Here is a 25,892-nt window from a genome sequence, read left to right as displayed (position 1 = left end):
GCTAGGAGAGAATCATGCTCAGGGACATCTACACCGAGGATCACGAGGCGTTCCGCGACACCGTTCGGCAGTTTGTCGGCAAGGAGATCGTGCCGTACATCCCCGAATGGGAAGCCGCTGGGATTGTCCCCCGCGAGCTGTACACGAAGGCCGCAGAAATTGGCATCAACGGCCTGCAGATCCCCGAGGAGTTCGGTGGCGGCGGGATGGACACATTCCGCTTCAACACCGTCGTTCTCGAGGAGAACGGTTACGCCGCCGCGACATTGGGTGGGTTGCAGGTGCACCTGAACACCGTGTTGCCGTACTTCCTCGAGTTTGCCAACGAGGAGCAGAAGGCACGCTGGTTCCCGGGGTTCGCCGACGGATCACTGGTCAGCTCAATCGCGATGACCGAACCCGGGACGGGTTCGGACCTGGCCGGCGTGGCCACCACCGCGGTGCGCGACGGCGACGATTACACCCTTAACGGCGCCAAGACCTTCATCACCGGCGGTATCAATGCCGATCTCGTCGTCGTCGTCGCGCGTACGTCACGCGGCGACAGCAATCGACGGAGGGGGCTCTCGCTGCTCGTCGTCGAGTCCGGGATGCCCGGCTTCAGCCGCGGGCGCAACCTCGACAAGCTCGGGCTGAAGGCGCAGGACACTGCGGAACTGCTGTTCGACAACGTCCGGGTGCCGGCTTCGAACCTGCTGGGGATGGAGGGCGAGGCCTTCTCCATGCTCAGCGCCAACCTGCCGCAGGAACGTTTGACGATCGCGGTGACGGCGCAGGCCACCGCGGTCGCGGCGCTGAACCTGGCCGTCGAGTACGTCAAGGAGCGCAAGGTGTTCGGTCAGCGGGTCGCCGACTTCCAGAACACGAAGTTCGTCCTCGCCGAATGCGCGACGGATCTCGAAGCGGGTCAGGCGTTGGTAGACCGCGCTATAGCCGCCCTCGACGCCGGAACGCTCACCCCTGCCGACGCCGCGAAGGCGAAGCTGTTCTGCACGGAGATGCAGTCGCGGGTCATAGACAAGTGCCTGCAGCTGCATGGCGGTTACGGCTACATGCGCGAGTACCCGATCGCGCGACTGTTCGCGGACGCCCGCGTCTCGCGCATCTTCGGCGGCACAAGCGAGGTCATGAAGAGCGTCATCTCCAAGTCGCTGAACCTCTGACGATGCGGAGCGCCCTACCCCGGGGCAGGAACGGCAGCAGGGCCCGCAACGAATCCGTTGCGGGCCTTAGCGATTGGTCAGCTCAGCTGTGTATTCATCTTGTTCGCAAGCCATCCCGCGCCCGACTGGACCATCGGCCCTTGCAAGGCAGTAGCGGTCGCCGTTGCCTTGGACGTAGTGAGTGAAGCACTTGTTCCGAGGTGATGGATTCGAGCAACGAGATCGACCGCCTTCGTCAAGCCCTTCCCACACAATCCCTGTACCGAGTACCACCGACCGACGCCTGACGGCAGAAACGATCTGCCGCGTTCGCAAAGCCGCTGGGCGAGAACCGGCGGATCAGGCAATCGAACAATAAAGGTAGGGTAGCCTAATGCATTCACGCACCACTCTCCGGAGCCGCACGTCGGTCCGGGTCGCCATGGTTGCCTTGGCGACCGTTTTTGCCGCTACGGCCTGCGGTTCTTCCGACGCCGGCGGCAACGCAAACGGCAACACCGATGTCGCGACCGGCGGCAAGCTGTTCAGCACCGCCGACACGGAAACCGCGAAGCTCGGCAGCGATGCCGCGCCCGGCGAGTTCCCGCGCACCATCACCCATGCTCTGGGCGAGACCACCCTCGAGGCCAAGCCGACCCGCGTCGTGGTCCTCGACAGTGGCGAACTCGACGAGGTCCTCTCGCTCGGGATCACGCCGGTAGGCATCGCCAGCCCGGAAAGTGCCGCCGGTCAGCCGTCGTACCTGGCCGACAAGTTGGTCGGAGTCCCCGACGTGGGCACGACCAACAACCTCAACCTCGAGGCGATCACCGCACTGCAGCCCGATCTGATCCTCGGTAGCAAGTTGCGCCAGGACAAGCTGTACCCGCAGCTCGCGGCAATCGCTCCGACAGTCTTCAGTATCCGCCCCGGCTTCCCGTGGAAGGAGAACTTCCTCCTTGCCGGTGACGCACTCGGCGAGGAGACCAAGGCCGAGCAGGTTCTCAACGACTACCAGACGCACGCGGATCAGGTCCGTGAGTCGATCGACGGCTCCCCCACCATCTCACTGGTTCGCTTCATGTCCGGCAAGCTGCGCCTGTACGGCAACCTGTCGTTCATCGGCGTCATCTTGAAGGACGTCGGCCTGCCCCGCCCGGCGATCCAGGACATCGACGAACTGGCCGTCGAGGTCAGCCCGGAGACGATCACCGAAGCAGAGGGAGACCGAATCTTCTACTCCAGCTACGGAAATCCCGCCGACACCGGCCAGACCACCGTCGTTGCCGGCCCGCTGTGGGCCAGCATGGACGCAGTCAAGGAAGGTCGCGCCACCGAGGTCAGCGACGAGACCTGGTTCCTGGGTCTCGGCCCGACAGGTGCCGGCCTGGTTCTCGACGACCTGCAGGCCAAGCTCGGCAAGTAGCCGTCACCGAAGCCAAGACCGCCGCTCGACTCTCCGGAGTCGAGCGGCGTTTTTTGTTCAGCGGTTGTCCTGCTCGAGGTGTTCGTTCATCGTCGAGTGCAGGTCGACGAGAAATTCCTCGAATCGACTGAGCAGTTCGGGCGGGTATTTCTCCATCATGGCGTCGAGTCGCACGGCAAGGGGCCCGAAGAACTCGTCCGCCAGATCCTGCACATGCGCACTGCTGTGCAGCGTGACCACGCGACGGTCTGCATTCTCTCGGGTCCTGACGATGTGTCCCGCCTTCTCCAAACGATTGAGCAGCGCGGTGGTTGCGCCCGACGTCAAGGAGATCCGCTCCGCGAGGCGCGCGGGTGAGAGCGGCGCACCTTTCTCCTCGGCTGCGGTGATTTCCATCAGGGCAGTTGCATCGGTGGAATGAAGACCCAGCCACGACGCGAATCGATGGCTGAATTCGGTGAACGTCCCACCGTACGCGCGGAATTCGTCCATCAGCCGCTCCCGCTCCACGGAGATGTCGCGCGGTGCCTCCACCTCGGTGATCCCACCTTTCCTGTGCCAGACGGCGGCCAGCAGAGCCCAGCGCGCACGTTGACAACTTACCGCCTCAAATATACCTTTATTGTAAAGTTACTTCACCATGGAGGTTTATTCGTGAACATCTCACCCACCACCCGCAAGTGGTTGGGCCTGATCGCCATTGCACTCGGCGTGGCGCTGATCGTCGTCGACACCACCATCGTCAACGTCATAGTTCCCTCGATCATCGAAGATCTCGGAATCAATTCCGTTCAGGCTCAATGGATCCAAGAGTCCTACGCAATCGTGTTCGCGGCACTTCTGCTATTGGTCGGCAGAGTTGCCGATCTGGTCGGCGCTCGTCGCATCTTCATCGCCGGTGTCATCGTGTTCGGCGCGACGAGCCTGCTGGCCGGACTGGCACCGAACGGCGGTCTATTGATCCTGGCGCGATTCCTGCAGGGCGCCGGCGCGGCCATGATCCTGCCGACCTCACTGTCGCTGCTGAACGCGATGTTCACCGGCAAAGCCCGCGGCCAGGCCTTCGCAGTCTGGGGCTCCACCATCGGTGCAGCCTCCGCCCTCGGCCCATTACTCGGCGGCTGGCTTGCCGAACATGCCTCATGGCGTTGGGCATTCGGGATCAACATTCCGCTGGCTGCGCTCATTCTCATCGGCGCAGTGCTGTTCATCGCGCCCTCACCCCGCACCGCTGGGCGCATCGACGCCACGGGAGCGGCACTGTCCATCGCCGGCCTTGGCTTGCTCGCCTTCGGCCTCGTCGAGGGACGTACGTACGGGTGGCTGACCACGAAGGAACCCTTCGATCTGTTCGGTCTGTCATGGTCCAGCGGACCGTCACCGGTTCTGGTCGCACTCGTACTCGCCGTTCTGTCGCTCGGTGCGTTCGCCTACCGTCAAACCATGCTCACCCGCAGCGACGATCCGTCGCGGGCGCTGATGGACGTGCGACTCTTCTCCATCTCGTCGTTCCGCAACGGCAACATCGCGACGCTGATCATCGGGCTCGGCGAGTTCGGAATCGTTGCGGTGCTTCCTCTCTGGCTTCAGTTCACGCTCGGATACAGCGCACTCCAGGCCGGACTTGCACTGGTTCCCATCGCCATCGGCAGCTTCGTCGCCAGTGGTGCGAGCTTCGGAATGGCATCGAAGGTCTCGCCGTTGGGTTTGGTCCGTATCGGTTTGGCCCTCGAGGCGCTCGGTCTCGCCGGTCTCGGATTCATCGCTGCGACAGACAGCCCCTGGTGGACTATCGCCGCAGTGCTGTTCTTCTACGGAATCGGCGTCGGTTTTGCGACTGCGCAGGTGACCAACGTCGTGCTCGAGGAGATTCCCGAGCAGAGCGCCGGTCAAGGCTCCGGAATTCAGAGTGCGTTCCGCCAACTCGGATCCGCACTGGGCATCGCTGTCCTGACCACGGTCTTCTTCAGCACTCTCAACTCCACGCTGAACAACGACCTCACCGAATCCGGTGTCGACCAAGCTCAGGCTGATCAGTTGACGCGTGCTGTCACCGACAGCGCGGGCGCCGCCATAGACTCGCTGGCCGGGTCACCGAGCACCGCTTTCGTCGCCGACGCCGCACAGTCTGCAATGACTCACGGCATCACACTCGGCGGATACCTTGCGGCCGGATTCGTCGTGGTCGGCCTGATCGCCACCGCGCTCATCCCGAACAAGCCTGCCCCGTCAAGCGAGGAGGAAACGAAAGCACCAGCCGACGTCGCCTGACGGCCGGATAGGTGCAGTACGGTGCCGGTATGCGATTGCCCTGGTCACGGTCCGCACAGTCACGGTCAACACAGTCACGGTCAACACAGTCACGGTCAGCACAGTCACGGTCAGCATCGGTGCTCAGTGGGGCTGACATCGTCGCTGTCCGTGAGCAAGCGCGCGAGCTGGTAGTCCGTGGTTTCGCGACGTTCGACGAAATCTGCGAAGCCGCCCGAGACAGCGTCGAGGGCGGTTTCGAGAACGATGAACTCGGCAGACGGATCGACGCAGTAGTGCGTGAGGTCTGGGACCGAAGACTCGAGGAGCAGACCCAGTGGACGGCTCCTGGCGACTTCGAGCGCCTATCCGCCGCCTTCGCAGAACTCGAGCACAACGGCATCGTGGCCCGAATGAACTTCACCTGCTGCATGCAGTGTGGCACTACCGAAATCGACGACGAGCGCACGCCGGCCGAACCGGACGAGAACGGGTATCCCTTTGCTCAGTGGGCGTACACGTTCTTCCACATGCAGGATGCGGAGCGTCTCGGCGACGAGCCGTCCGATCTCTACTTGTCCTACAGTGCGTTTCGCCCTGCCCACGATCTCGATCCCGCACTGATCGCCGCTGCTTTCGGCGGCGACGAAACCGCCAAGGCACACATGATCGCGCACACCGATCAGACCGTCGGGCGCCGGGTGGCCGACGCACTCCGAACCCAGGGACTGAGCGTCGACTGGAACGGTGACAACAATCAGCGTATCCGTGTCACCGACGTGCGTTGGCGCAAACCGCTCCCGCAGTAGGAGATTCAGCTGGGCGGCAATACGCGGTCGAGGAACATATTGCTGAATACGCGGTGTGGGTCGTGTTCGTCGAGCGTGGCGATAGCGAAGTCCCAGTTCCCGTCTCCACCGGCCCGGAAGGTGGCAGGCACTGTGCTGATGAGGAATTCGTCGTCCTGATACGCCGCCTGATCGGTGAATGCCCATCCCTTCGACCACTCCGGACGGAAAGTCGCGTAGTCGCCGGAGTAGTTCGCGACCATCCACCGTTCCATCTCACGAAGGAACACGGGCAATCCCGCGGTGCCGGGAATCGAGACCACGTTCATCCAGATCGCCGTGTCCCAGTCCTGACGATCCGCGCGGGGCCGCACCGCTGACAGATCCGGCACACCGGCGCTGTCGACCAACACCTCGCCGTTATCGTCGACACCGCAGAGACGTACTTCGAACGGCATGTTGACGGGATACTGCCCCAATGACGCGTAGTGCGTCATTCGCTCGTTCAGCCAACTCGTCATCTCGTGGACGACGCGGCCGATGTTGGAGCGCTTGGTGATCACCGCCCCGCCGCCCGCTACGACGCGCAACGTCGTGTGCCGCAGATAGAACAAGACGTCTTTCGACCAGCCCCACAGATCGTCGGTGTCGGTCAGCACCAACCCTGCTGCTACCGCTCCGAACTGAGAGGCACCGAACAGTGGTGTCGCAGCTTGAAGACCCTGCGCCACCATCCCCAACGGTGTGGTGACTTCTTCGGGAATCGCGTCGGAGAAGAAGTAGTTGTACGGCCCGCTCACCTCTCGGGACTCCGTTGGTTTGACCGGGGTCGGCGTCCAGACCTTGAGCCACGGTGTTTGCGTGAACGGGAACCAGATGGCTTCTACCCGTCCGGATTTCTCGACAAAACTCTCGTAGGTACGCCCTGGCGAACCGGGAGCAGCAAAGAGTTCTTGCCACGGAATGTCGGTGAAACTCTGGCACCGCAGCCGGTAATTCTCCCCGGCTTGCAGCGTCACGGAGGTGACGAAGGTTCGGCCCAGGTGAGTCAGGAAAGCCGTGATCTCGTCATCTGATCGGCGAAAAGTCTTCAGCCCGTATCGATTGCTGCCTTCGTCCCACGCCACCACCGTGATCTCGGTGATCAGATTGCTCAGCGAACCATACGATTGACCAGGGGTGATCGTCTCCCCTACCGCCGGATACGTTGCCCCGTGAGCGCCGATCGCCAGTGCCCCGGCGATGGACAGCTCACCGATCGCCGGAGAGTTCGCCCAGCCGAGCCCTTCTCGCTCGAGCGCTGTCAGAATGGCTTCGATACTGGCACCGGCGCCCGCCGTGACTGTTGCGGGCGTGCCGTGCTGCACCACAACCGAATTCAAGTTCGCCATCGTATCGACCAGCAGAACTCGATCCGAAGGCGCGCCGGGCACCACGGTCAACGGACTCCACCCGTGCATCGTTCCCTTCGCACGCACTGTGTACCCGTTGTCGAACGCCCAGTTGGCGAGGGTGACGACGTCGCCGCTGTGACGCGCCGTTGCAGTCCACACGCTGTCGAGCATGATTTCTCGCGACCAGTTGGCGTATGCCTGCTGTGACAGCGGAATGTCCGACGGAAATCCGGGCGGTGGCGCGATGGTCGATGCCGAACCCCAGGGCACTGCTCCCGCCGGTGCCCAGGAAATGCCCGCGAGCGCGGCAGCACCGGCACTCGCTGCGAGAAATCCGCGCCGGCTCACACCGTCTACTCCTGAGCTGTGCTCTGCCTTGGGTTCTGCTCGATGCACCACTGCTCACTCCATCAGCCGACTCGGTTCATGTCAGGGACGAACGTAGAACAAATATGATTACGATGCCAGTGGTTCCGTAATAAAAGTTTTCCGAAGCTCACTGCACCATCGGAGCGAAAACGGCATAGATCGCTTCCGGGGCGCCGTCGAACGCACTGATGATCAACCAGGCAGTCAGAACAGTCAGCGCCGGCCCGATCAGGATCTTCTCGAGGTTCCCACCTGCACGGATGGACAGGAATGACGGCAGCCGTTGTTCCCACCATCGCTTGCCGCCGAGCGGAATCAGGGGCGCGAGAAACGGCACCCCTTCCTTGGTGATCGCATCGCCGAGACAGTGCGTGGCGCAGCCCAGTGCCACCGCAACACCTAGCCCGGTGGATCCGGCCTCACTCGGATACCACTGCCAAGTGAGGGCAGAGAGCACCAACGCAACGGCGGAAACCGCGAGCCACCCCTTCTCCTTGGCCAATTCACCCGCCAACCCTCGGATGGCCAGCCCGAGGCAGAAGAACAGCGTGATGATGATGGCGGGCTTCCCGAATTGAACAACCAACGCAGAGACCCCGGCCCCCAGACCGGCGGCAAACAGTGCGGTGTGCGTGAGCGTCCGATGCCCACCACGACGCTTGCCGTCCTTCTTGCCTTTGGTGATGCGATAGAAGGTCACCGAAATTGCGTCGATACCTTTGGCCAACGCTTTGCTGAGCGGACCGAATGATCGGGAAACCGTCGACTGACCGGTATCGAGGTCGGGAAGCAAGGCGGCGCCGGCGCACACACCGGCAAAGGTCAAGGTTTCAGCGGTGGATGTGGGCCCTCCCCAATCGAGAGGCAACAACTCTGCAACCACCAACCCCACAGCAGCACCGGACATCGCGTGGGTGGGGCCCATGACCATGAAACACAACACCTTTCGAAACGCGCCCCGCATCAGGCCGCACCGCACCCTCTGCGAGACACCACACACATGACGCCATCGGCGACGGTCCCGGCATGCTCGCCGAGACCGCCCCGAACGTAGCAAGTGCTACCGACAGGGTTGACCGCCCTCTCGCCCCAGTTGAGTACGGCCGTACCGTTCCAGGTCAAAGCGGTTCATGCGGAGCTTTTTTCGCTCGTCAGCCCGCAGCAACGGTGCATGACAGGGCAACGCCTTCCTCCAGCGGAGCGACGCCTGCCAAGTCGAGCACCTCTGCCGGAACCCCCTCGGTGGTCGGAGCCCACTCGACGGTCGGCAACGCCGGCACCCCTTCACGCGCAATGAATGTCGCGGCGTCGCTCGGCACTTCAATCGTGATTGCGGCTGTACCGGCCTCCTCCGCGCGCACAACCTTGCCCTCGTCGATGAGCTTCTGCAGCTCCTCGTCGGATATCGGCGTCGTCGCACCACACGCCACTTCGGGTGCCACACCAGCATCGGACGGAGCGGTCGCGATCGATCGCACCGCTACCGGCGACCCGTCGGAAATCGGATTGGAAGCCCAGGCGATTCCCGGTGCCACGGCCATACCGAGGACCGCCACGGATGCCACCACCACACCGGTGCGGCGGGCCCGCTTGCCGTTCACTGTCAATCGCGTCATCGTTGTTCTCCTTGATCGAACGTTCTCGAATTCTCGGCGCGGTCGCATCCGAGAAACCCGAGGTTATGAAGCCGACACTGCAGATCTGTTGTCGGTTTCTTAGGAGTTGATGAGAATGCGGCGGCCCTGGCTCCGAGCGAGGCCCCGGGCCGTAATCCGATGGCACCATGGCTGGGGTGAGTACACGCGAGCGCATCCTGATCGTTGACGACGACACGAAGGTTCTGAATTCGCTCGAACGTGGACTTCGATTGTCGGGTTTCGACACGGCAACTGCCGTCGACGGACGATCCGCCTTGTCCTCGGTGAACAAGCAATGCCCGGCCGCACTTGTTCTCGACGTCAACATGCCCGGCCTCGACGGCGTCGGAGTCGTGACGGCCCTGCGCGCAATCGGCAACGAGGTTCCGATCTGCGTACTCAGTGCCCGAAGTTCCGTGGGTGACCGCATCGCGGGGCTGGAGGCGGGCGCCGACGACTACCTCACCAAACCTTTCGAGTTGGCGGAGCTTGTCGCCAGACTCAATGCCTTGCTTCGACGCACGACGCGAGCCACTCCGTCGGTCGACCATCCGATCACGGTGGGGCCGCTGACGGTCGATCTCCGTGGCCATCGAGCGCACATCGACGGTAGGCGAATCGAACTCACCAAAAGAGAGTTCGACCTGCTGTCGGTACTCGCCGAGCATGCCGGTGTCGTACTCAGTCGCGCACAACTCCTGCGACTCGTCTGGGGTTACGACTTCGCGGCCGACACCAATGTCGTCGACGTCTTCGTCACCTATCTACGCAAGAAACTCGAAGTCGACGGGGCGCCCCGCGTGATCCACACGGTGCGCGGAGTGGGCTTCGTCCTGAGGGCCGAACGATGAAGCGGCCGCTGTCACTTCAGACCCGGGTAGCCATCGCCTCGGGCCTGGCCGCCGGAATCGTGATTGCCGCGATCGGAATTGCATTCGCGGTCTTCCTGCGCGTCAACGGATCCGAACAACTGGAACGCACTCTCGATTCCGTCACCCTGGGTGTCGCAGCGAGTGCGCCGAGCCCGCTGTTCATCGAAACACCAACTGCAACAACAGAACCATTGGTCGTCAGCCCTGGGTTCAATGCCACGACCGTCAGCGCCTTGGCTACCACCGATGTTCGCAGTCGTGATGTTCTCGTACCCGGCGACAGCGGCGCCGCACTGGCTGTCAGTATCCCCGAAGACCCACTGACCCAGGCAATCCGTGAGCAGCAGTTCCAAGTGGCCGCTGCGGCAGTGGTCGCCATCCTTGCCGCGGCCGGGCTCGGCTGGTTCCTCACGGGCCGTGCCGTCCGCCCTCTCCAGCAATTGACCGAGACCACCAGTTCCATAGGCAACAACCTCGATGTCGAAGGACTCTCGCGCCGGGCACCGTCGGTACGTGGAACGCGCGAAGCCGAAGAACTGTCGGAGGCAATCCACAGCATGCTCAGTCGCATCGAAAGCGATCGAAGTCGCACCGAGGAGGCGTTGGAGTCGGCACGCGATTTCGCTCGCGTCTCCGCCCACGAACTGCGCACACCTCTCACGTCGATGCGCACCGATCTGGAAGTTCTCGCGACGCTGGATCTCACGGAAAGCCAACGGCGCGAACTGTCCAGCGAATTATTGGAAGCGCAGCGCCAGATCGAGCGCACCTTGACCGATCTGGAGACACTCGCCCTGGGTGAAGTGGCCGATCCCGAGGATTGTGCCGACGTCGATCTCGTGGAAGTTGCCGATCGCGCCGTCGCGGATGCCGGCCGTCTGCACCCAAAGGTCGACGTTCGCTTGAAAGCACCGGAAGAACTTTCGGTTCAGGCCTTCCCCGCGGGCATCCGTCTGGTGTTGACCAACGCCGTCACCAACTCCGTTCGGCACGGCAATGCCGACGAAGTCGAGATCACCGTCCGATCAGGTGCTGCCACCGGTTCGGCGACGGTATTCGTCGACGACAACGGCACCGTGATCGCGCCTTCGGAACGCGAAGCGATGTTCGAACGATTTGTTCGTGGTACCGGTGCGGGCGACGCCGGAAGCGGTTTGGGGTTGGCCCTCGTGGCGCAGCAGGCGCGACTGCACGGCGGTAGCGCGCGACTCGACAAGAGCCCACTAGGCGGAACTCGATTGATCTTTTCGATCAACCCAATTCGACGTGCAGAGCCTCGAGCAGCGGCTTGGCCGCCTCGTCGAAGAATCGGTCTTGGGTATCTCCACCGATCTGTACCAGTGCCACATCGGTGAATCCGGCGTCCGTGTATGCCTTGACCGCCTCGACGATCACATCCAGATCGGGACCACACGGAATGCTTTCAGCTACATCCTCTTTGCGCACGAACTGAGTCGCGCCCGAGAAGCTCGCCGGCGTCGGTAGTTCGGAGTTCACGGACCACCCGCCGCCGAACCAGCGGAACTGCTGATGAGCTCGGGCAATTGCCGTGTCGCGATCAGGGTCCCACGAGATCGGAATCTGACCGATGGTCCGTCCTGCGGGAGCCAATCCGTATGCCCGGCCGTGCACGTGCTTCCACTGGTGCACCAGATCCGAATCAGGTTGCACGGCAATCAGATCGTCAGCCATCGGACCGAAACGCTCGACGGACTTGTCTCCGGACATCGCCAGCGCCAGAGGAACCGGGTTCTCCGGGAGATCCCAGATCCTGGCGGACTGGACGTCGAAGTACTCCCCCTTCCAGCTCACCAGATCTCCGGCGAGCAGTGCGCGAATGATGCTCACCGCCTCTTGCAGCATGTCCTGGCGGGTGTCGATGGACGGCCAACCCTCGCCAACCACATGCTCGTTCAGGCTCTCGCCACTTCCCAACCCCAGGGTGAAGCGACCGTCCGCGAGGATCTGGATCGTCGCAGCTTTCTGAGCGACGACGGCGGGGTGGTACCTCACGGTCGGACACGTCACATACGTCATCAATCCGACTCGCTCGGTGGCGTGGGCGACTGCCCCCAGCACCGACCAGGCATAGGGCGCATGCCCCTGCTCGGTCAGCCACGGCGAGTAGTGATCACTCATCACTTCGAAGTCGAAGCCGACTTCCTCGGCCCGAACTGCATGGCGAACCAGTTCTTTCGGGCCTGCCTGTTCCGTCATCAAGGTGTAGCCGAATCGTGCCATCATTGATCAACTCCCGGTATCTTGGCCTGAAACGAGTTCGGAGATCACACTGCCGTCGAGGTGGTCGAGAAGGTCGCGGGCGTCGTCGTACACGGCCGCCGCACCCGCGCCTTCGAGTTCGTCGGTCGACATGCCGCCGCTGCGCACTCCCACAGCCACAACGCCCGCCCATGTCGCCGCCTTCATGTCCCAGACGGCATCCCCGACCATGACTGCCTCGCCCGCGTCGACACCTGCCTTCGCGAGCGCGACCTCGATCAGGTCCGGATCAGGTTTGGCCTCCTCGACGGATTCCGAAGAGGTGGCGGCGTAGATCATTTCGTCGATGTCGAGCGTCTGGCGCAGCAACTTCAGTTCGTCGTCAGGCGCCGAGGTAGCGAGCACCACGTGCAGTCCGAGCGAGTGAACTCGGCGGATCAACTCGCGCGCTCCCGGCAGCACTCGGAGACGGTCGGCCGACTGCCGGTAGTACGTGGTGTGAAGTTCTTTGGCCCGCGGCCCGCACCCGTCGATGTCTTCCCCGAGCAGCGTCTCCAACAGTTGGTCGCCGTCCATCCCGATGCTGCGGTGCACCCGCCACGCGTCAACCGGGCGACCTACCTCGAAGAAGGCTCGTGACCACGCTTCTACATGCAGATAGTTGGAATCGACGAGCGTTCCGTCGATGTCGAAGAGAACTGCACCTATTGCCATGGGAATTGACTGCCCAACACTTCCGTTCGCGAAACTTGTGCCCCGAGCATTCTCCGCTCGAGAAGCGGATCATGGAGAGTGCGAACAGCAGAAGTGCACGTCGAACAGGGGTGTCGTCATGGAGTCAGTAGTTGTGTTTCTTCTCGCATGCTTCGTCTACTGGTTCGCACTGCTGTAGTCGGGCAGACGAAAACGGACCGCCGCGGGGAAGTGATTTCCCTTGCAGCGGTCCGCATTCGGTACACCTAGGCGATGCTCATGTCAGCGGGTCACTGACCTGCGCGTACACCCTCTTCGACGCGTTTACCCAAATCAGCGTCGACGTTCTTCCAGTATTCGAAGACACGCAGCAGAACTTCTTCACTGACGCCCGCAAGAGCGTGGCCGACGATGTTGCTCACCAGGCGCTCACGAGCAGCGTCGTCGAGAACCTCACGAACCAGCGTTCCGGCTTGCGTGAAGTCGCCGTCTTCGGCGTGCTCGATGTATCCGGCGCGCACTGCCTTGCCGTCGAACGCCCACAGTCCTTCGTCACCGGCAACCGACGGATCGGCATGCGGTCCGCCGTACGAGTTCGGTGCGTACACCGGCGTCGACGGGGAATTGAAGCTGTACCGCATGGCGCCCTCCTTTGAGTAGGAGTTCACCTCGTTCTTCGGGGCGTTGACCGGCAGGTCGGCGTAGTTGGTGCCGATACGGTAACGATGTGCGTCGGCGTAGGAGAAGACGCGGCCGAGAAGCATCTTGTCCGGGCTGAATCCGATGCCGGGCACCACGTTCGACGGCTCGAACGACGCCTGCTCGATCTGCGCGAAGAAGTTCTCCGGGTTGCGGTTGAGCGTCCACTTGCCGACCTCGATCAGTGGGTAGTCCTTCTGAGACCAAACCTTGGTGAGGTCGAACGGGTTGAAGCGGTAGCCTTCGGCTTCGTCGACGGGCATGATCTGGACCTTGAGGGTCCAACTCGGGAAATTGCCGGCCTCGATGGCGTTGTACAGATCCGCACGGTGGTAGTCGGGATCGCTACCGGCGAGGCTGTCTGCCTCGGCCTGCGTCAGGAATTCGATGCCCTGATCGGTCTTGAAGTGGTACTTCACCCAGAAGCGTTCACCCGCAGCGTTGACCCACTGGTAGGTGTGCGATCCGAAACCGTCCATGTTGCGCCAGGTCTTCGGGATACCGCGGTCACCCATCAGCCAGGTCACCTGGTGAGCAGTCTCGGGACGCAGCGTCCAGAAGTCCCACTGCATGTCGTGGTCACGAAGGCCGGAACCCGGCAGTCGCTTCTGGGAACGAATGAAGTCGGGGAACTTGATCGCGTCCTTGATGAAGAACACCGGGGTGTTGTTGCCGACGAGGTCGTAGTTTCCCTCTTCGGTGTAGAACTTCATCGCAAAACCGCGCGGATCGCGCCAGGTGTCCGGGCTGCCCTGCTCACCGGCGACGGTCGAGAAGCGGACGAGCGACTCGGTCTTCTTACCCGGCTGCAGGAACGCGGCCTTCGTGTACTTGCTGACGTCGTGTGTGATGACGAGTTCACCGAAAGCACCGCCGCCCTTGGCGTGGACGATGCGCTCCGGGACACGCTCGCGGTTGAACTGCGCGAGCTTCTCGATCAGGTAGTGGTCATGAAGGAGCACCGGCCCCTGAATACCCGCGGTCAGCGATTCGTCATCACTTGCGACCGCGATACCGAAATTGTTGGTGGTGGGCTTGGTCATGGCGAAGCCTCCTAGCGTTGTGGGCTGGGCGTCAGAGGAGCGGGGCTGCATCCGAGCCGAACGCATGGGCTGCATGCGAAGGGGCTGGCTCGGAGGTTCTGGACGCATCAATTCGATTCTGCGAGACCGTGTCCGACGCGGTGTCGGATTCGGCAGACTTCTTCAGGCAATCTTCGCAACGGCCCCAGAACACGACCTCGGCTTCGTCGATTTCGAAGCCGTGATTATCGGAAGGTTCGAGGCAGGGAGCTTGGCCGACAACACAATCGACGTCGACGACCTTGCCGCAGCCGCGACAGACGAGGTGATGGTGGTTGTCACCAGTTCTCGTCTCGAACCGGGCGGGTGAACCCGCCGGCTCGATGCGTCGCAGCAATCCTGCGTTCACGCATGCCTTCAGCACGTCGTAAACGGCCTGTGTGGATACCGATCCGAGCTGCTGCCGCACGAGTGCTGCAACAGAATCGGCGTCTGAATGCGGTTGGGCTGTAACCGCATCCAGCACGGCGAGGCGCGGAGCAGTGACCCTCAACCCGACGGCGCGCAGTTGCGCTCGGGGGTCGAAGTCATGCTCTCCGTCTCGCATGTTTCCCAGTATGCCGCTTTTCTGGAATTAGTCAAGAAAAGGATTGCCTAAGTTGAATCGAGACCGGCGTCACATAGGCGGAGCGGGAACAAATCCGTGAAGACCACCGTTGAACACCCTGTCGGCGTCCGAACAAGCCCCGGGCCCCACCCCTTTTGTCGCTGCGAGCGACCACCCGCCGAGAGGCGCCTGTGGGACGTCGACACCTAACTTTCAACACAACACGACACTTTCAACACAACACGACCGAGGCCGCCCAATCACTGATGGGCGGCCTCGGTCGTTCTTTCGCAGGTCAGCCCCCTGCTATCGGTGCTTGGCTGCTCCCGTAGTCATTTTTCCGCCCAGAATCACGACGCCGTGATGGGTGCCCGCGGCCAACCAGTTCGGCAGTGTCGGTCCCTCTGCCTCGACGCTCACGCGCGCGTATCGGAACGACCCCGTCAGCCTGGCCGACGCGATCGCCACACCACCACCGGATTCCGGCTGCGCAAATCCCAACGCCCCGGCAATCGGAAGACGCGGCCCGAGCATCCGCGTGTCGGAACGCACCCGCCATCCTTCGCCGGTTGCCGTGAATTTCTGCTGCACGTCTCCGTCGAACTCGGCCAGAACCTTGGGTAGTTGCCAGTGGAACCGTCCGCCGTGCACCGAAGGTTCCGAATCCACCGCGATGAAAGGGACCGCCATTCGCGGCACAAGCCCGATCCGTTTCCCTGGCGCATGCAAGACCGGACTGGCGAGGATCTCGCGATACGGGCCGACCGGAGAATCGAGGTAGTCCACCATCATGGCTACCGTCACCGGAATCGTTCGACCGTCCGGGCCGAGTTCGCGCGCCGCCGATGTACTGCGGTGCCACCACAGTGTCGCGCGAACGCGAGCAGGCCACGGTGGCGGATCACTCACCGGCCAGTCGACGCGGTCACTTGTCGATTCAGGCACGCTCCACATCGGACACCTTCTCAGCTCGAATGGTCAGGGGAAGCCGCAAAGCGCCTGGTGCATGCGTCGGCACCACCGGATCGGACGGCAACGTCGGGTCGATACGTACGTATGGCTCGCCAGTCCTCGGGCGGGCGTCTGCGCCACCTTTGTTCGGCCACATCGCGCACGCTCGTTCCGCTTGCGCGGTGATGGTCAGGGAAGGATTCACTCCGAGGTTCGCGCTCACCACCGAACCGTCCATGACGTGCAGGCCCGCATGTCCGTAGGCACGGAGATACGGATCGACGACACCACTCGACGCACTGTCCCCGATCGCGCAGCCACCGAGAAAGTGCGCCGTCATCGGGATGTTCACGATCTCGGCGATGGAACCACCCGGATCGCCGTCGATCTTCTCGGCGACCTTGCGAATAGCTGTATGCCCCTGCGGAATCCACGGCGGAGGTGGATCACCCGGCCCCGGCCTACTGGTGAGGGAACGTCCGAATCGTTTGGTGTTCTTGGAAAGTTCGAGGGAGTTGTCGTCGGTCTGCATCACCAGCGCGATGACGGTTCGCTCGGACCAGTTCCGCACCGACAAGGATCGGAAGAACGCACCCGGGTGCCGGGCCGCGACTGCCAGAGTCTTCAGCACCCGGGGAGTTCGCCCACCCCCGTCACTCAGGACAGTCTGCAGAAGACCTATCGCATTGCTGCCCTTGCCGTATCGCACCGGTTCGATATGCGTGTGATCGTCCGGGTGAAAGGAGGAGGTGATCGCAACGCCCTGCGTGAAATCCCGTCCACGCGACTTCGACGTTGCGGCCAGCACGGCTTCGGAATTGGTACGTACGACGGTGCCCAGCGTGTCCGACAGGCCCGGCAGGGCGCCGGATTCCTTCATACCGAGCAGCAGTCTCGCCGTTCCGTACGTTCCGGCGGCAACCACCACCTGATCTGCGGTGAACCTGATTTCTCGCCGGCGGACGCCGTCCGTTCTTCGGGCGAGCAGGTGGTAACCACCATCTGCGCTCGGCCGAAGGTCGGTGACGGTCGTGAGCGGATGAACCCTGGCGCCCGCTTGCTCGGCGAGATGGAGGTAGTTCTTGACCAGCGTGTTCTTCGCCCCGACTCGGCACCCGGTCATGCATCCCCCACATTCGGTGCAGCCGGTGCGTTCGGGCCCTTTTCCACCGAAGAACGGATCCGGCACGGAAACTCCTGCCTCCCCGAAGAAAACACCGACGGGGGTAGACGTGAAGGTCTCCCCCACGCCCATCTCTTCGGCGACGTCCTTCATCACCGCGTCGGCGGGAGTGAAGGACGGATTGGTACGAACACCCAACATCCGCTTGGCCTGGTCGTAGTACGGCGCCAGTTCATCGTGCCAGTCGGTGATGTGCGCCCATTGACGGTCTTCGAAGAACCGCTTGGGTGGCTGATACAACGTGTTGGCGTAGTTCAACGATCCTCCGCCAACTCCGGATCCCGCCATCACCAGTACATCCGGAAGCAGATGGATGCGCTGCACGCCGTAGCACCCAATCCACGGCGCCCACAGGTACTTTCGCAGTCGCCAACTGGTTTCAGGCAACTCGTCGTCGGCAAACCGGCGGCCGGCTTCGAGCACCCCGACACGGTAACCCTTCTCCGTCAGGCGAAGAGCTGCGACACTGCCACCGAATCCCGATCCGATCACCACCACGTCGTAGTGCGTCGTGGTCATGCCTCGACGCTTTCGATCTTGCGAGCGGAGTAGTTCTCGCGATCGAAATGCTCCAGCAGCGAACGGAATTTGAACGTGAACGTCGGCCACTGCACCGAGTTGCGCCCCTCCGGATCGATGTACCAACTCGAGCATCCGCCCTTGTTCCACACCGTGTGCTGCAACTCGTGCTGAATTCCCTTGTTGTAGTGCACCTGTACCGTCTCGTTCACGTCGAGTGCATCGATCCGCTCTCGCTTCATGGTGTTCAAGGCGTCGTTGACGTACTCGGCCTGGGACTCGAGCATGTACACGATCGAACTGTGTCCGAGGTTGGTGTTCGGACCGTACATGAGGAACAGATTCGGAAACCCGCTGACCGCGGTGCCCTTGTACGCATTGGGACTCCCGTTCCAATGCGCAGCCAGCGTCTCGCCATGTTTTCCGGTGATCAGATGCGCGACAGGCGGTTCCGTGGGAGTGAATCCCGTGGCGAAGATGATGGTGTCGACCTTGTGCTCGACTCCGCGACCGTCGACCACTCCGTTTTCTGTGACCGAGACGAGCCCGCTGTCTTCCAGACTCACGTCCGTGCGGTCAATGGTGCGCAACCAGTCGTTGGACAGAAGCATGCGCTTGCAACCGATCGTGAAATCGGGGGTCAGTTTCCGGCGCAGTTCCGGATCTTTCACCTGCCTTCGCAGATGGAGGCGCGCGGCCGCCTCGAAGGCAGGCAGCACCCACGTCGCATGCGACATCGCGGCACCGAGTAGCTCACGGAAGCCGTAAACCGCTCCGCGAACAACCTTCTGAGTAAAGGGAATCCGCGAGTACACGGCTTTCTGCGCAGCAGGCAGGGTGCGATCCATTCGCGGAATCACCCAGGCCGGAGTTCTCTGGAACACGGTGACATGGTCCGCAGGGTCGGCAATTTCGGGAACGAACTGAACCGCCGACGCTCCCGTTCCGATCACTGCTACGCGCTCACCGCGCAGGTCGTGTTCGTGATTCCACGTCGCCGAATGGAAAGTGGTACCGGAGAACTGGTCGAGACCGGGAAAGTCGGGAATCTTTGGAGTCGACAACGCCCCGGTCGCAGCGACCAGCGTCTTGGCTGTCAATGCCCCTCGGGATGTCCGAACACGCCACAGCGCCGCATCCTCGTCCCACACAGCAGCTTCGAGTTCGCAGTTCAGGACTACGCGATCCACGATGCCGGTGTCTGCCGCCACCTTCTTCAGATAGTCGTAGATCTCGGGTTGACGAGCAAAGGTGTGACTCCAATCGGCGCTCGGCGCAAAAGAATACGAGTACAGCGCCGTCGGCACGTCACAGGCGCACCCTGGGTAGGTGTTGTCGCGCCAAGTGCCGCCGATGTCAGCTCCGCGCTCGATCAACACGACGTCCGCCGCGCGATTGTCGCGAAGCATTCTGGCTGCCAAGCCCATACCAGCGAATCCGGCACCGACGATCAGCGTTTCGACATGTTCGGGAAGCTTCACTTCTTCTCCACTCGGGATTGCCAGGCCGGCAACAGTCGCGCTCTGAGCGCGTCGTCGGCTTCGGGTGTACGGAAAAGGGCTGAGACTGCAAGACCGCGGACGAGTTCGATGGTGAGTTCGACCGACTCGGAATCGAATCGATCGCCGAACAACTCGGCGCTACCGAACTCGAGTGCCTCACTGACCTTGCGTTCGAGGGGCACCGTCGCCGCGTGCAGAACAGGATCGGTTCGCGCCGCGACCCACAATTCGAGCGCAGCGTAGAACAGCGGCCCGGAGAACGCGTCCGCCAGGACCTCGAGACCTCGGCCGCTATCCACTTCAGCGGTGAGGATTTCTTCAAGTCGCTTGTCGACCAGATACTCGACGGCCGCGACGACCAGCGATTCCTTGGTCGGAAAATGATGCAGTTGCGTACCCCGCGAGACGCCTGCGCGGCGGGCGATCTCTTGCGTACTGGTCCGTGCGTAGCCAAGCTCGACCAACGATTCGACGGCGGCGTCGAGCAGACGCCCACGCATCGCGGCAGTTCGTTCGGCCTGCGTACGGCTCACTTTCGCATCAGAAGTGGTCTCGGTCACAAGAACACTGTAGAGCCGAAACGTAAAACAGTCCAGGCTGACTTCAAAACTTAGCCAGCCGATAACACTATCCGGACCAACCAGTCAGCTTCCCTGATAGCGTCTTCGCATCGAGAGGAGGGGATCGGTCGTTATGTCAGAGCAAACTGCATCTCAGCATCGCCGCATAGGGCTGGTGGAGGACCACGAGTCGGTGGCTATCGGCCTGTCTGTGATGCTGAAGGACGAGCCAGATCTCGAGTTGGTGTGCATCGGGACCACCGTGTCCGAACTTCTGGCGCAGAACGTCACCCTGGATCTGGCAATTCTCGACCTCCGATTAGCTGACGGGTCATCACCCAAGAGCAACGTCGAGCAACTTCGGACCGCCGGCCTCGAGACTCTGATCTTCACCGGGGCAGAAAACCCGTTTCTCGTTCGCTCCGCCGCGCGTGCCGGTGTACTCGGAGTTGTGCGCAAGTCCGAACCGACGGCCGTCGTGGTTGATGCGATACGTGCCGCCGCTTCGGGAGGGCAAGTGGTGACGACGGAGTGGGCCGCCGCCATCGACGGTGATCCAGGTCTAGATGAAGTAGGTCTGAGCCCTCGACAGCTAGAGGTCCTCGAACTCTACGCATCCGGCGAGAAAGCGGATCGCGTTGCACGGCTCACCGGTTTGGCACCGCAAACGGTCAACGACTACCTACAGCGCATCAGGCAAAAATATGCGGCCGCCGGACGGCCGGCGCCAACCAAAACCGAATTGTACAAGCGAGCAGTCGAGGACGGGGTGTTACCGATTCCGGAACGGAGGGATTTCGGCAGAAATCTGACCCTGACTAATAATGACCTTCAGTAAAGAAAAAGTTCGGTAACGAATGGTTTTGCTCAGGCTGCCCCTGGAAATATGGGCAGAGGAATTGATGTCTGGGGAAATGGCCAACTTCGACTTACATTCACCTGGTACGAAGACGGCACTGTCGGGGAGTCTGTCATTCCGCTGGACGAAAGAAGGACGAAACTCATGACCGTCACTGTGGAAAACTGCATGGCACCGGATCCCGTCGGACCAAGTTTGTCGGATCGCGAAGTCGAGGTCCTCAGGGAATGGCTACTGAGTGATTCGAAGTCACGCGTCGCTCAAAACCTCTACATAAGCGTGGGAACGGTGGGGACTCACCTGTCTCGGATTCGCGAGAAGTATGCCGACGTTGGAAGGAAAGCACCGACGAAATGCGAACTACTCGTGCGAGCGATACAAGATCGGATAGTGACGATCGACGAACTCTGATCGACAGAGTTGCCTTCGACAAAACAGCCACAGCTTCTGACGAAATTCTGAGGCTCTTCGGCCGCTTCATCGGTGCAGGCTATATCTGCTATCTGCTATTGCTTGCCCCTGCCATTGCCGAAGCCACCGCGATGTCCGCGTCATGGTGGACCCCGCTGGCAGCGGTCGCAACTTTCGGTAGTGGACTGCTATTGGGAGCTTCGACGTTTCACGCAGACACCCGGTGGGTGAAACGAGCCGCGAGTGCAAACGCGATTCTCTACGTCGTGGTCATCCTCCTGTGGTGGCCGGCCTGGAATGGTGAGCACGTCACGGATTTCACGTTGTGGATTTCCAATTTCCCCGGTGTCGCCAGCCTTGCGGCAGCTGCGGCTTGGCGACCGGCCGCTGCCGTCGTGCACCTTTTCCTGGCGGCAACGCTCGCACAGTTGACCAATCACATAATCCGGACGAGTCCTACGACGCACCTGCTTGTTCCCGACCTCGCCTTCGCCTGGACATTTTGCGCGGTTTTCGTCGCAGCAGCCGTCATGGCCTTGCGCACCGGCCGAGTACTGGACGCGACCATCGCCACCACTCATGCCGCTGCCGCCGGTGCCGCCGCGGCCGAGGCCAAGTCCGTCGAACGCGAGAGATTCGACGCACTGATCCATGACACCGTGATGTCCACTCTGCTCGCTGCTTCGAGAAACGATGCCGATCCCTCGGTCATCGCTCAGGCGCGACGGACTGTCGAAAGGCTTGACGAACTCCGCTCCGGAACCGATCACGAGACGATTCTCGACTTCGACGGAATCCTCGCTCAGTTGCGTTCAGCTGCTTCGGAAGTAGATGAAAGCGTCGCGTTCGAGACCGCCATCTCGAGCGGGTCCGATCCGAGCGGATACGCACCCGACTCGATTCGTGCGATAGCCGGTGCGATGGCCGAGGCGCTGCGCAACAGCGTCAAGCACGCCGGAAGCAGTGCACGGCGTTCGGTCACGGTCACGGCAACCACAACCCGCCTCGAGGTAGTCGTCGAGGACGACGGCGTCGGCTTCGATCCGAGCTCCGTCGAAACGCATCGCCTCGGAATCACTGTCAGTATCCGCGGCAGAATGCGTCAACTCGACGGCGGATCGGCAACCATTCGATCGTCACCCGGTCGCGGTACTTCGGTGACTCTGACGTTGAGCTTGCCCGCAGCGGTGATGGCGTGACCAGACCGGACGGACGAGATGTCCGCGATCTTCTCGGCATGCACAGCCGTGCTGCTCGATTCATGGCTGCATGCTTCGCTCTCACCTGCGTGATCTCGGTCGCGTACACCTCCTCCGACGTCCGCGCAGTCTGGCCGATGGTTTTGGCAATTGTCGTGTGCTCAACTGCGGCATTCACACTCGTTCTGAGCAGAGGCGACCCGATGCCGCTGGGCCAGAGCCTTCTGGTGTCCCTGACCGGCGCCGTCACGAGTGGCCTGGTGTTGTCAGTGGTTCCAGTGCCCGTCAACGACATGACTCAATTGTGGATGTTCGGGATGTCGACGGCCGTTTTCACCTTCATGTGCGTTCGTGGGCGTACGGCACTCGCGTGGCTCGGGCTTGGGCTCATGGTGTTGGTGACCGCCATCTGGTCGTCCACTACCGGCCAGGGGGCCATGTACGGAGTGTCATTGACGGTCATCAACGCGGGCCCCGTTCTGATGTCGACCTTCTTCGCGTACACCATCCGTCCTCAAGCCAGGGTTATCTACGAACTTCGGGAGCAGTCCACCCAACGAATTGCCTCCGCGTCCGCTAGCGCTGCGGTTCTCGAGGAACGCGACGCGCAACTCGACAGGCTCGATCTCCTTGCACGCCCGCTTCTCGAACGGGTTGCTTCCGGGATTCCGCTGACAACGGCGGAACGGCAAGAATGCGAACTCCTCGAGGCGCAACTCCGAGATTCGCTGAGAGCGCCTGTCTTACAACAGACAGATGTCATCGATGCTGTGCATGCCGCTCGAAACCGTGGCGTCGAGGTGGTCCTGCTCGACGACCACGGAATGGACGACACGAACCCCGCCGTTCGCGACAGGATCCACTCGAGCATCGTCCGGGAACTCACCGCGATCACGCGAGGGAAAGTGACCATTCGGATCCTTCCACCACGGCGTACCGCTATGGCCACGATGCTGGTCGACGCTGAAGACGTTCGACGAATCGAGTTCGATCACAACGGAATGCAGCTGGTACGGCAGGGAGATCGGGGGGAACTCGGCACCTCGTCCATGTCCGTCGATCCGACTACAGACAGCGCCGTCGATCCCGAATAGTTTTCGAGGCGAGTGAGATTCACCGGGTCGATCACCAGGAGAAAAGAATGATCTTCGAACTGCGTCCAGCGCATGTCGCTCGCGCTCTCGCCGCACTGTGCGCCGTTCCGATTCTGTGGACCTTCGCAGTCGAGGGAATCACCACGACAACGGAATACGACTACAGCACGGGCGAAGTGTCCTCATCGAGCGACCTGGGCTCGCAGATCGGAAGCGTCGCGATCTGGATCGTCCTCGCCATCGTATTCGCCGCCGGCGCCTGGTATCTGGAGAAGCAGCGCACCGGTTGGCCCCCGGCAGCACACGAACAGCTGGTCAAACTTCAACTCGCATCACCCAACCGAAACGAGTGAAGCTCCCTATCGCTTCCGATCGCCCGCGCGGAGAAGATTACTGGGAACAGCATGGCCCACAATCTCTTCCGCGACAGCGGCGGCCTGAATGCTCGCATCCAGGTCGATGCCCGTCGTGATGCCCATGTCTTCGAGCATGTAGACCAACTCCTCGGTCGCGATGTTACCGCTCGCACCGGGAGCGAACGGGCAGCCGCCGAGACCACCGGTGGATGCGTCCAGATTTCGAACACCGTGCTGCACAGCCGCCAACGCGCAGGCAATGCCAGCGCCACGCGTGTTGTGGAAGTGCACACCCAAGCCGAAGTCACCCACTCGTTCGCCGACAGCGTCGATCAATCGTCCGACACGTCCGGGCGTTGCAGTACCGATGGTATCTGCGATCGAGAACTGATCAGCGCCGAACTCTTTGGCCTGCTCCGCAATCCGTAGAACGCGATCCGGATCGGTTGGACCGTCGAACGGACAGTCCCAGGCTGTAGCGACGATGACCTCTACCCGCCCGCCGGCGTCGTGAACGATCCGGACGACCTCTCCGATACGTTCGGTCGCTTGCTCCGTCGTCGACCGAGTGTTGGCCTCGCTGTGGCCGTTCGACGCTGACACAACATATTCGACGGTTTTCATTCCTGCGGCGACGGCCCGCTTTGCTCCGCCGATTCCGGCGACCAATGCCGAGAACTCGATACCCGGCCACCGGTGCAGCTCTGCGGCCAACGACTCCGCGTCGGCTAATGCCGGCACAGCTCGCGGCGACACGAATGACGTCGCCTCGATGCGCGAAACACCCGTCGCAGCCAGAGCTTCTACGAGTCGAAGTTTGTCCGCCAGCGATACTGGCTTTTCGATCTGTAACCCGTCCCGAGGCCCGACCTCGCGAATGCTGACCGCGGGAACACCTGCTTCAGGTACCGACACGTCAGATCACGCCCTTCTTCTTCAATTCTGCCTGCTCGTCGTCCGAGAGTCCGAGGATCCCGCCCCAGACGGAAGCGTTGTCGTGCCCCGGCGACGATGCTCCCGCGTTGCGCACGGACCCGGGTGTCTCACTGAAGGTAGGCACGACGCCCAGGCCGAGGACGTTTTCGCCGATCCGTTCGTCGTAATGGTCGACGAGCATTCCCCGTTCGATCAGCTGCGGATCCTTGACCACATCTTCAACCGTATTGATCGGCCCGGCAACAACTCCCACTTCGGTGAGGCGTTCCACCAGGCTGGTGGGATCTTGGAGCGCGACCCAGGCGCTGATCAATTCGTCGAGCTCGTCCTGATGCTTGCCACGCGCAACATGATTGGAGAATCGGTCGTCATGCGCTAGTTCCGGTCGACCCATGATGGTGCACAGACGCACGAAGAGCGTGTCCTGATTGGCCGCGATCACCACCCAGTTTCCTTCCGAGGTCTGGTAGATGTTGGACGGCGCGATACCCTCCAACCTCGTTCCCGAGGGCTGCCGGATGATCCCGCCCCGATCGTAATCCGGGATCGTGGATTCCTGCACTGCCAGACAGGATTCCGTGAGGGCAACGTCCACCACCTGACCACGGCCGGTCCGCTCTCGCGAGAGCAACGCCGCCAGCACTCCCTGAACGGCGAACATCCCGCCGAGAGAATCTCCGAGTGAAAGGGCAATACGCGGAGGTGCCTGCCCTGGATAACCGTTCAGATGCCGAAATCCGCTGACCGCTTCGGCAACCGAGGCGTATCCGGCGCTCTTCGCCTGCGGACCACTCTGTCCGTAGCCGGATACCCTGGCCAACACCAACTTCGGGTTGTGCGCGCTGAGAACGTCGAATCCCAGACCCCACTTCTCGAGGGTGCCCGGCCGGAAGTTCTCGACCACCACGTCGGCATGTTCGATCAGATTCAGAAACAGGTCGCGGCCCGCGTCGACCCGAAGGTCCAACGTCACACAGCGCTTGTTGCGGGCGTGAACCGTCCAGAAGAATCGATGACCGTCCTGCTCTGCCTGACCCCAGGTACGAAGCGGATCGGGGCGGTCCGGTGATTCGATCTTGATCACGTCGGCACCCATGTCGCCGAGCAGTTTCCCGGCGAAGGGCCCGGCGATCAAGGTTCCGAGTTCAATCACCCGATATCCGTCCAGGGGCCCGGTGGGCGCACCTTCCGACACAGCTGCCT

25 protein-coding genes are annotated in these 25,892 nt (G+C 62.1%); 11 read left to right on the top strand and 14 right to left on the bottom strand.

Features of this window, described 5'->3' with window-relative positions:
• Window positions 1–14 precede the first annotated feature (14 nt).
• Both DBV08_RS05240 and DBV08_RS05235 read left to right on the top strand, forming a co-directional pair.
• Window positions 15–1,163 (top strand): acyl-CoA dehydrogenase family protein, encoded by a 1,149-nt coding sequence (locus DBV08_RS05240; RefSeq protein ID WP_124566742.1) that lies wholly within the window; start codon window positions 15–17, stop codon window positions 1,161–1,163.
• Between the two features lie 373 nt (window positions 1,164–1,536).
• Complete coding sequence (locus DBV08_RS05235; RefSeq protein WP_124566741.1) at window positions 1,537–2,568, top strand: ABC transporter substrate-binding protein; 1,032 nt, start codon at window positions 1,537–1,539, stop codon at window positions 2,566–2,568.
• 57 nt (window positions 2,569–2,625) lie between these two features.
• On the opposite strand, the gene DBV08_RS05230 is transcribed toward DBV08_RS05235, so the two are convergent.
• Window positions 2,626–3,102, bottom strand: coding sequence for a MarR family winged helix-turn-helix transcriptional regulator (locus DBV08_RS05230; RefSeq protein ID WP_124566740.1), 477 nt, complete (start codon window positions 3,100–3,102; stop codon window positions 2,626–2,628).
• 120 nt (window positions 3,103–3,222) lie between these two features.
• Here DBV08_RS05230 and DBV08_RS05225 point away from each other — a divergent pair, with 120 nt between their 5' ends.
• Entirely contained in the window at window positions 3,223–4,839 is a 1,617-nt protein-coding gene (locus tag DBV08_RS05225) for a DHA2 family efflux MFS transporter permease subunit (protein WP_095969654.1), read from the top strand.
• A 119-nt stretch (window positions 4,840–4,958) separates the two neighbouring features.
• Window positions 4,959–5,627: a DUF6891 domain-containing protein gene (locus DBV08_RS05220; RefSeq protein WP_124566739.1), complete on the top strand. Its 669-nt coding sequence runs from the start codon at window positions 4,959–4,961 to the stop codon at window positions 5,625–5,627.
• 5 nt (window positions 5,628–5,632) lie between these two features.
• On the opposite strand, the gene DBV08_RS05215 is transcribed toward DBV08_RS05220, so the two are convergent.
• The 3 genes from DBV08_RS05215 to DBV08_RS05205 all read right to left on the bottom strand — a co-directional run bounded on the left by DBV08_RS05215 (window position 5,633) and on the right by DBV08_RS05205 (window position 8,985).
• Window positions 5,633–7,399 carry a cholesterol oxidase substrate-binding domain-containing protein gene (locus DBV08_RS05215; protein ID WP_124566738.1) on the bottom strand — a complete coding sequence of 589 codons (1,767 nt, stop codon included), beginning with the start codon at window positions 7,397–7,399 and terminating at the stop codon, window positions 5,633–5,635.
• 97 nt (window positions 7,400–7,496) lie between these two features.
• Window positions 7,497–8,300 (bottom strand): metal-dependent hydrolase, encoded by an 804-nt coding sequence (locus DBV08_RS05210; RefSeq protein ID WP_007732353.1) that lies wholly within the window; start codon window positions 8,298–8,300, stop codon window positions 7,497–7,499.
• A 220-nt stretch (window positions 8,301–8,520) separates the two neighbouring features.
• Window positions 8,521–8,985, bottom strand: coding sequence for a light harvesting protein subunit alpha (locus DBV08_RS05205; RefSeq protein ID WP_124566737.1), 465 nt, complete (start codon window positions 8,983–8,985; stop codon window positions 8,521–8,523).
• A 167-nt stretch (window positions 8,986–9,152) separates the two neighbouring features.
• Here DBV08_RS05205 and DBV08_RS05200 point away from each other — a divergent pair, with 167 nt between their 5' ends.
• On the top strand, window positions 9,153–9,857 hold the full coding sequence (locus tag DBV08_RS05200; protein WP_095969650.1) for a response regulator transcription factor: 705 nt from the start codon (window positions 9,153–9,155) through the stop codon (window positions 9,855–9,857).
• Window positions 9,854–11,233, top strand: coding sequence for a sensor histidine kinase KdpD (locus tag DBV08_RS05195; protein ID WP_124566736.1), 1,380 nt, complete (start codon window positions 9,854–9,856; stop codon window positions 11,231–11,233). Before DBV08_RS05200 ends, DBV08_RS05195 begins: the two co-directional genes overlap by 4 nt.
• On the opposite strand, the gene DBV08_RS05190 is transcribed toward DBV08_RS05195, so the two are convergent.
• From DBV08_RS05190 to DBV08_RS05155, 8 genes are all read right to left on the bottom strand, one after another.
• Complete coding sequence (locus DBV08_RS05190) at window positions 11,130–12,119, bottom strand: LLM class F420-dependent oxidoreductase (protein ID WP_080961128.1); 990 nt, start codon at window positions 12,117–12,119, stop codon at window positions 11,130–11,132. The two genes, DBV08_RS05195 and DBV08_RS05190, sit on opposite strands and share 104 nt — an antisense overlap.
• Window positions 12,120–12,125: 6 nt before the next feature.
• Window positions 12,126–12,812, bottom strand: coding sequence for an HAD family hydrolase (locus tag DBV08_RS05185; RefSeq protein WP_124566735.1), 687 nt, complete (start codon window positions 12,810–12,812; stop codon window positions 12,126–12,128).
• Window positions 12,813–13,081: 269 nt separating this feature from the next.
• Window positions 13,082–14,533, bottom strand: a complete 1,452-nt coding sequence (locus tag DBV08_RS05180; RefSeq protein WP_003943483.1) for a catalase — start codon at window positions 14,531–14,533, stop codon at window positions 13,082–13,084.
• A 31-nt stretch (window positions 14,534–14,564) separates the two neighbouring features.
• Complete coding sequence (locus tag DBV08_RS05175) at window positions 14,565–15,119, bottom strand: Fur family transcriptional regulator (protein WP_095969646.1); 555 nt, start codon at window positions 15,117–15,119, stop codon at window positions 14,565–14,567.
• Between the two features lie 306 nt (window positions 15,120–15,425).
• Window positions 15,426–16,073 carry a hypothetical protein gene (locus DBV08_RS05170; protein ID WP_095969645.1) on the bottom strand — a complete coding sequence of 216 codons (648 nt, stop codon included), beginning with the start codon at window positions 16,071–16,073 and terminating at the stop codon, window positions 15,426–15,428.
• Window positions 16,057–17,772 (bottom strand): GMC oxidoreductase, encoded by a 1,716-nt coding sequence (locus DBV08_RS05165; RefSeq protein ID WP_095969644.1) that lies wholly within the window; start codon window positions 17,770–17,772, stop codon window positions 16,057–16,059. The genes DBV08_RS05170 and DBV08_RS05165 overlap by 17 nt, the downstream gene beginning before the upstream one ends.
• Window positions 17,769–19,253: an NAD(P)/FAD-dependent oxidoreductase gene (locus DBV08_RS05160; RefSeq protein WP_095969643.1), complete on the bottom strand. Its 1,485-nt coding sequence runs from the start codon at window positions 19,251–19,253 to the stop codon at window positions 17,769–17,771. The genes DBV08_RS05165 and DBV08_RS05160 overlap by 4 nt, the downstream gene beginning before the upstream one ends.
• On the bottom strand, window positions 19,250–19,774 hold the full coding sequence (locus tag DBV08_RS05155) for a TetR/AcrR family transcriptional regulator (protein WP_253252819.1): 525 nt from the start codon (window positions 19,772–19,774) through the stop codon (window positions 19,250–19,252). The genes DBV08_RS05160 and DBV08_RS05155 overlap by 4 nt, the downstream gene beginning before the upstream one ends.
• 193 nt (window positions 19,775–19,967) lie before the next feature.
• On the opposite strand from DBV08_RS05155, the gene DBV08_RS05150 reads away from it, so the two are divergent.
• Genes DBV08_RS05150 through DBV08_RS05130 form a run of 5 tightly spaced genes read left to right on the top strand, consistent with a single transcriptional unit; the run spans window position 19,968 to window position 23,750 of the window.
• On the top strand, window positions 19,968–20,672 hold the full coding sequence (locus DBV08_RS05150) for a LuxR C-terminal-related transcriptional regulator (RefSeq protein ID WP_095969641.1): 705 nt from the start codon (window positions 19,968–19,970) through the stop codon (window positions 20,670–20,672).
• 48 nt (window positions 20,673–20,720) lie between these two features.
• A complete protein-coding gene (locus tag DBV08_RS33230) occupies window positions 20,721–21,104 on the top strand; it encodes a helix-turn-helix transcriptional regulator (protein WP_397486801.1) in 384 nt (127 codons plus the stop codon).
• On the top strand, window positions 21,047–22,303 hold the full coding sequence (locus DBV08_RS05140; protein ID WP_253252818.1) for a sensor histidine kinase: 1,257 nt from the start codon (window positions 21,047–21,049) through the stop codon (window positions 22,301–22,303). Before DBV08_RS33230 ends, DBV08_RS05140 begins: the two co-directional genes overlap by 58 nt.
• A complete protein-coding gene (locus tag DBV08_RS05135; protein WP_095969640.1) occupies window positions 22,300–23,397 on the top strand; it encodes a hypothetical protein in 1,098 nt (365 codons plus the stop codon). The genes DBV08_RS05140 and DBV08_RS05135 overlap by 4 nt, the downstream gene beginning before the upstream one ends.
• Window positions 23,398–23,444: 47 nt before the next feature.
• A complete protein-coding gene (locus tag DBV08_RS05130; protein ID WP_124566734.1) occupies window positions 23,445–23,750 on the top strand; it encodes a hypothetical protein in 306 nt (101 codons plus the stop codon).
• A gap of 6 nt (window positions 23,751–23,756) precedes the next feature.
• On the opposite strand, the gene DBV08_RS05125 is transcribed toward DBV08_RS05130, so the two are convergent.
• The gene (locus DBV08_RS05125; protein ID WP_095969639.1) at window positions 23,757–24,668 is read right to left on the bottom strand and encodes a hydroxymethylglutaryl-CoA lyase; all 912 of its coding nucleotides are present in this window, start codon (window positions 24,666–24,668) and stop codon (window positions 23,757–23,759) included.
• Window position 24,669: 1 nt separating this feature from the next.
• Entirely contained in the window at window positions 24,670–25,884 is a 1,215-nt protein-coding gene (locus DBV08_RS05120; RefSeq protein ID WP_095969638.1) for a CaiB/BaiF CoA-transferase family protein, read from the bottom strand.
• Window positions 25,885–25,892: the final 8 nt, after the last annotated feature.

It is taken from the genome of Rhodococcus sp. KBW08 (assembly GCF_003852455.1).
Classification (GTDB): Bacteria; Actinomycetota; Actinomycetes; order Mycobacteriales; family Mycobacteriaceae; genus Rhodococcus_F; species Rhodococcus_F baikonurensis.
Note: the sequence above shows the minus strand (reverse complement) of the source record. Positions and strands in the feature narration are given on the sequence as shown.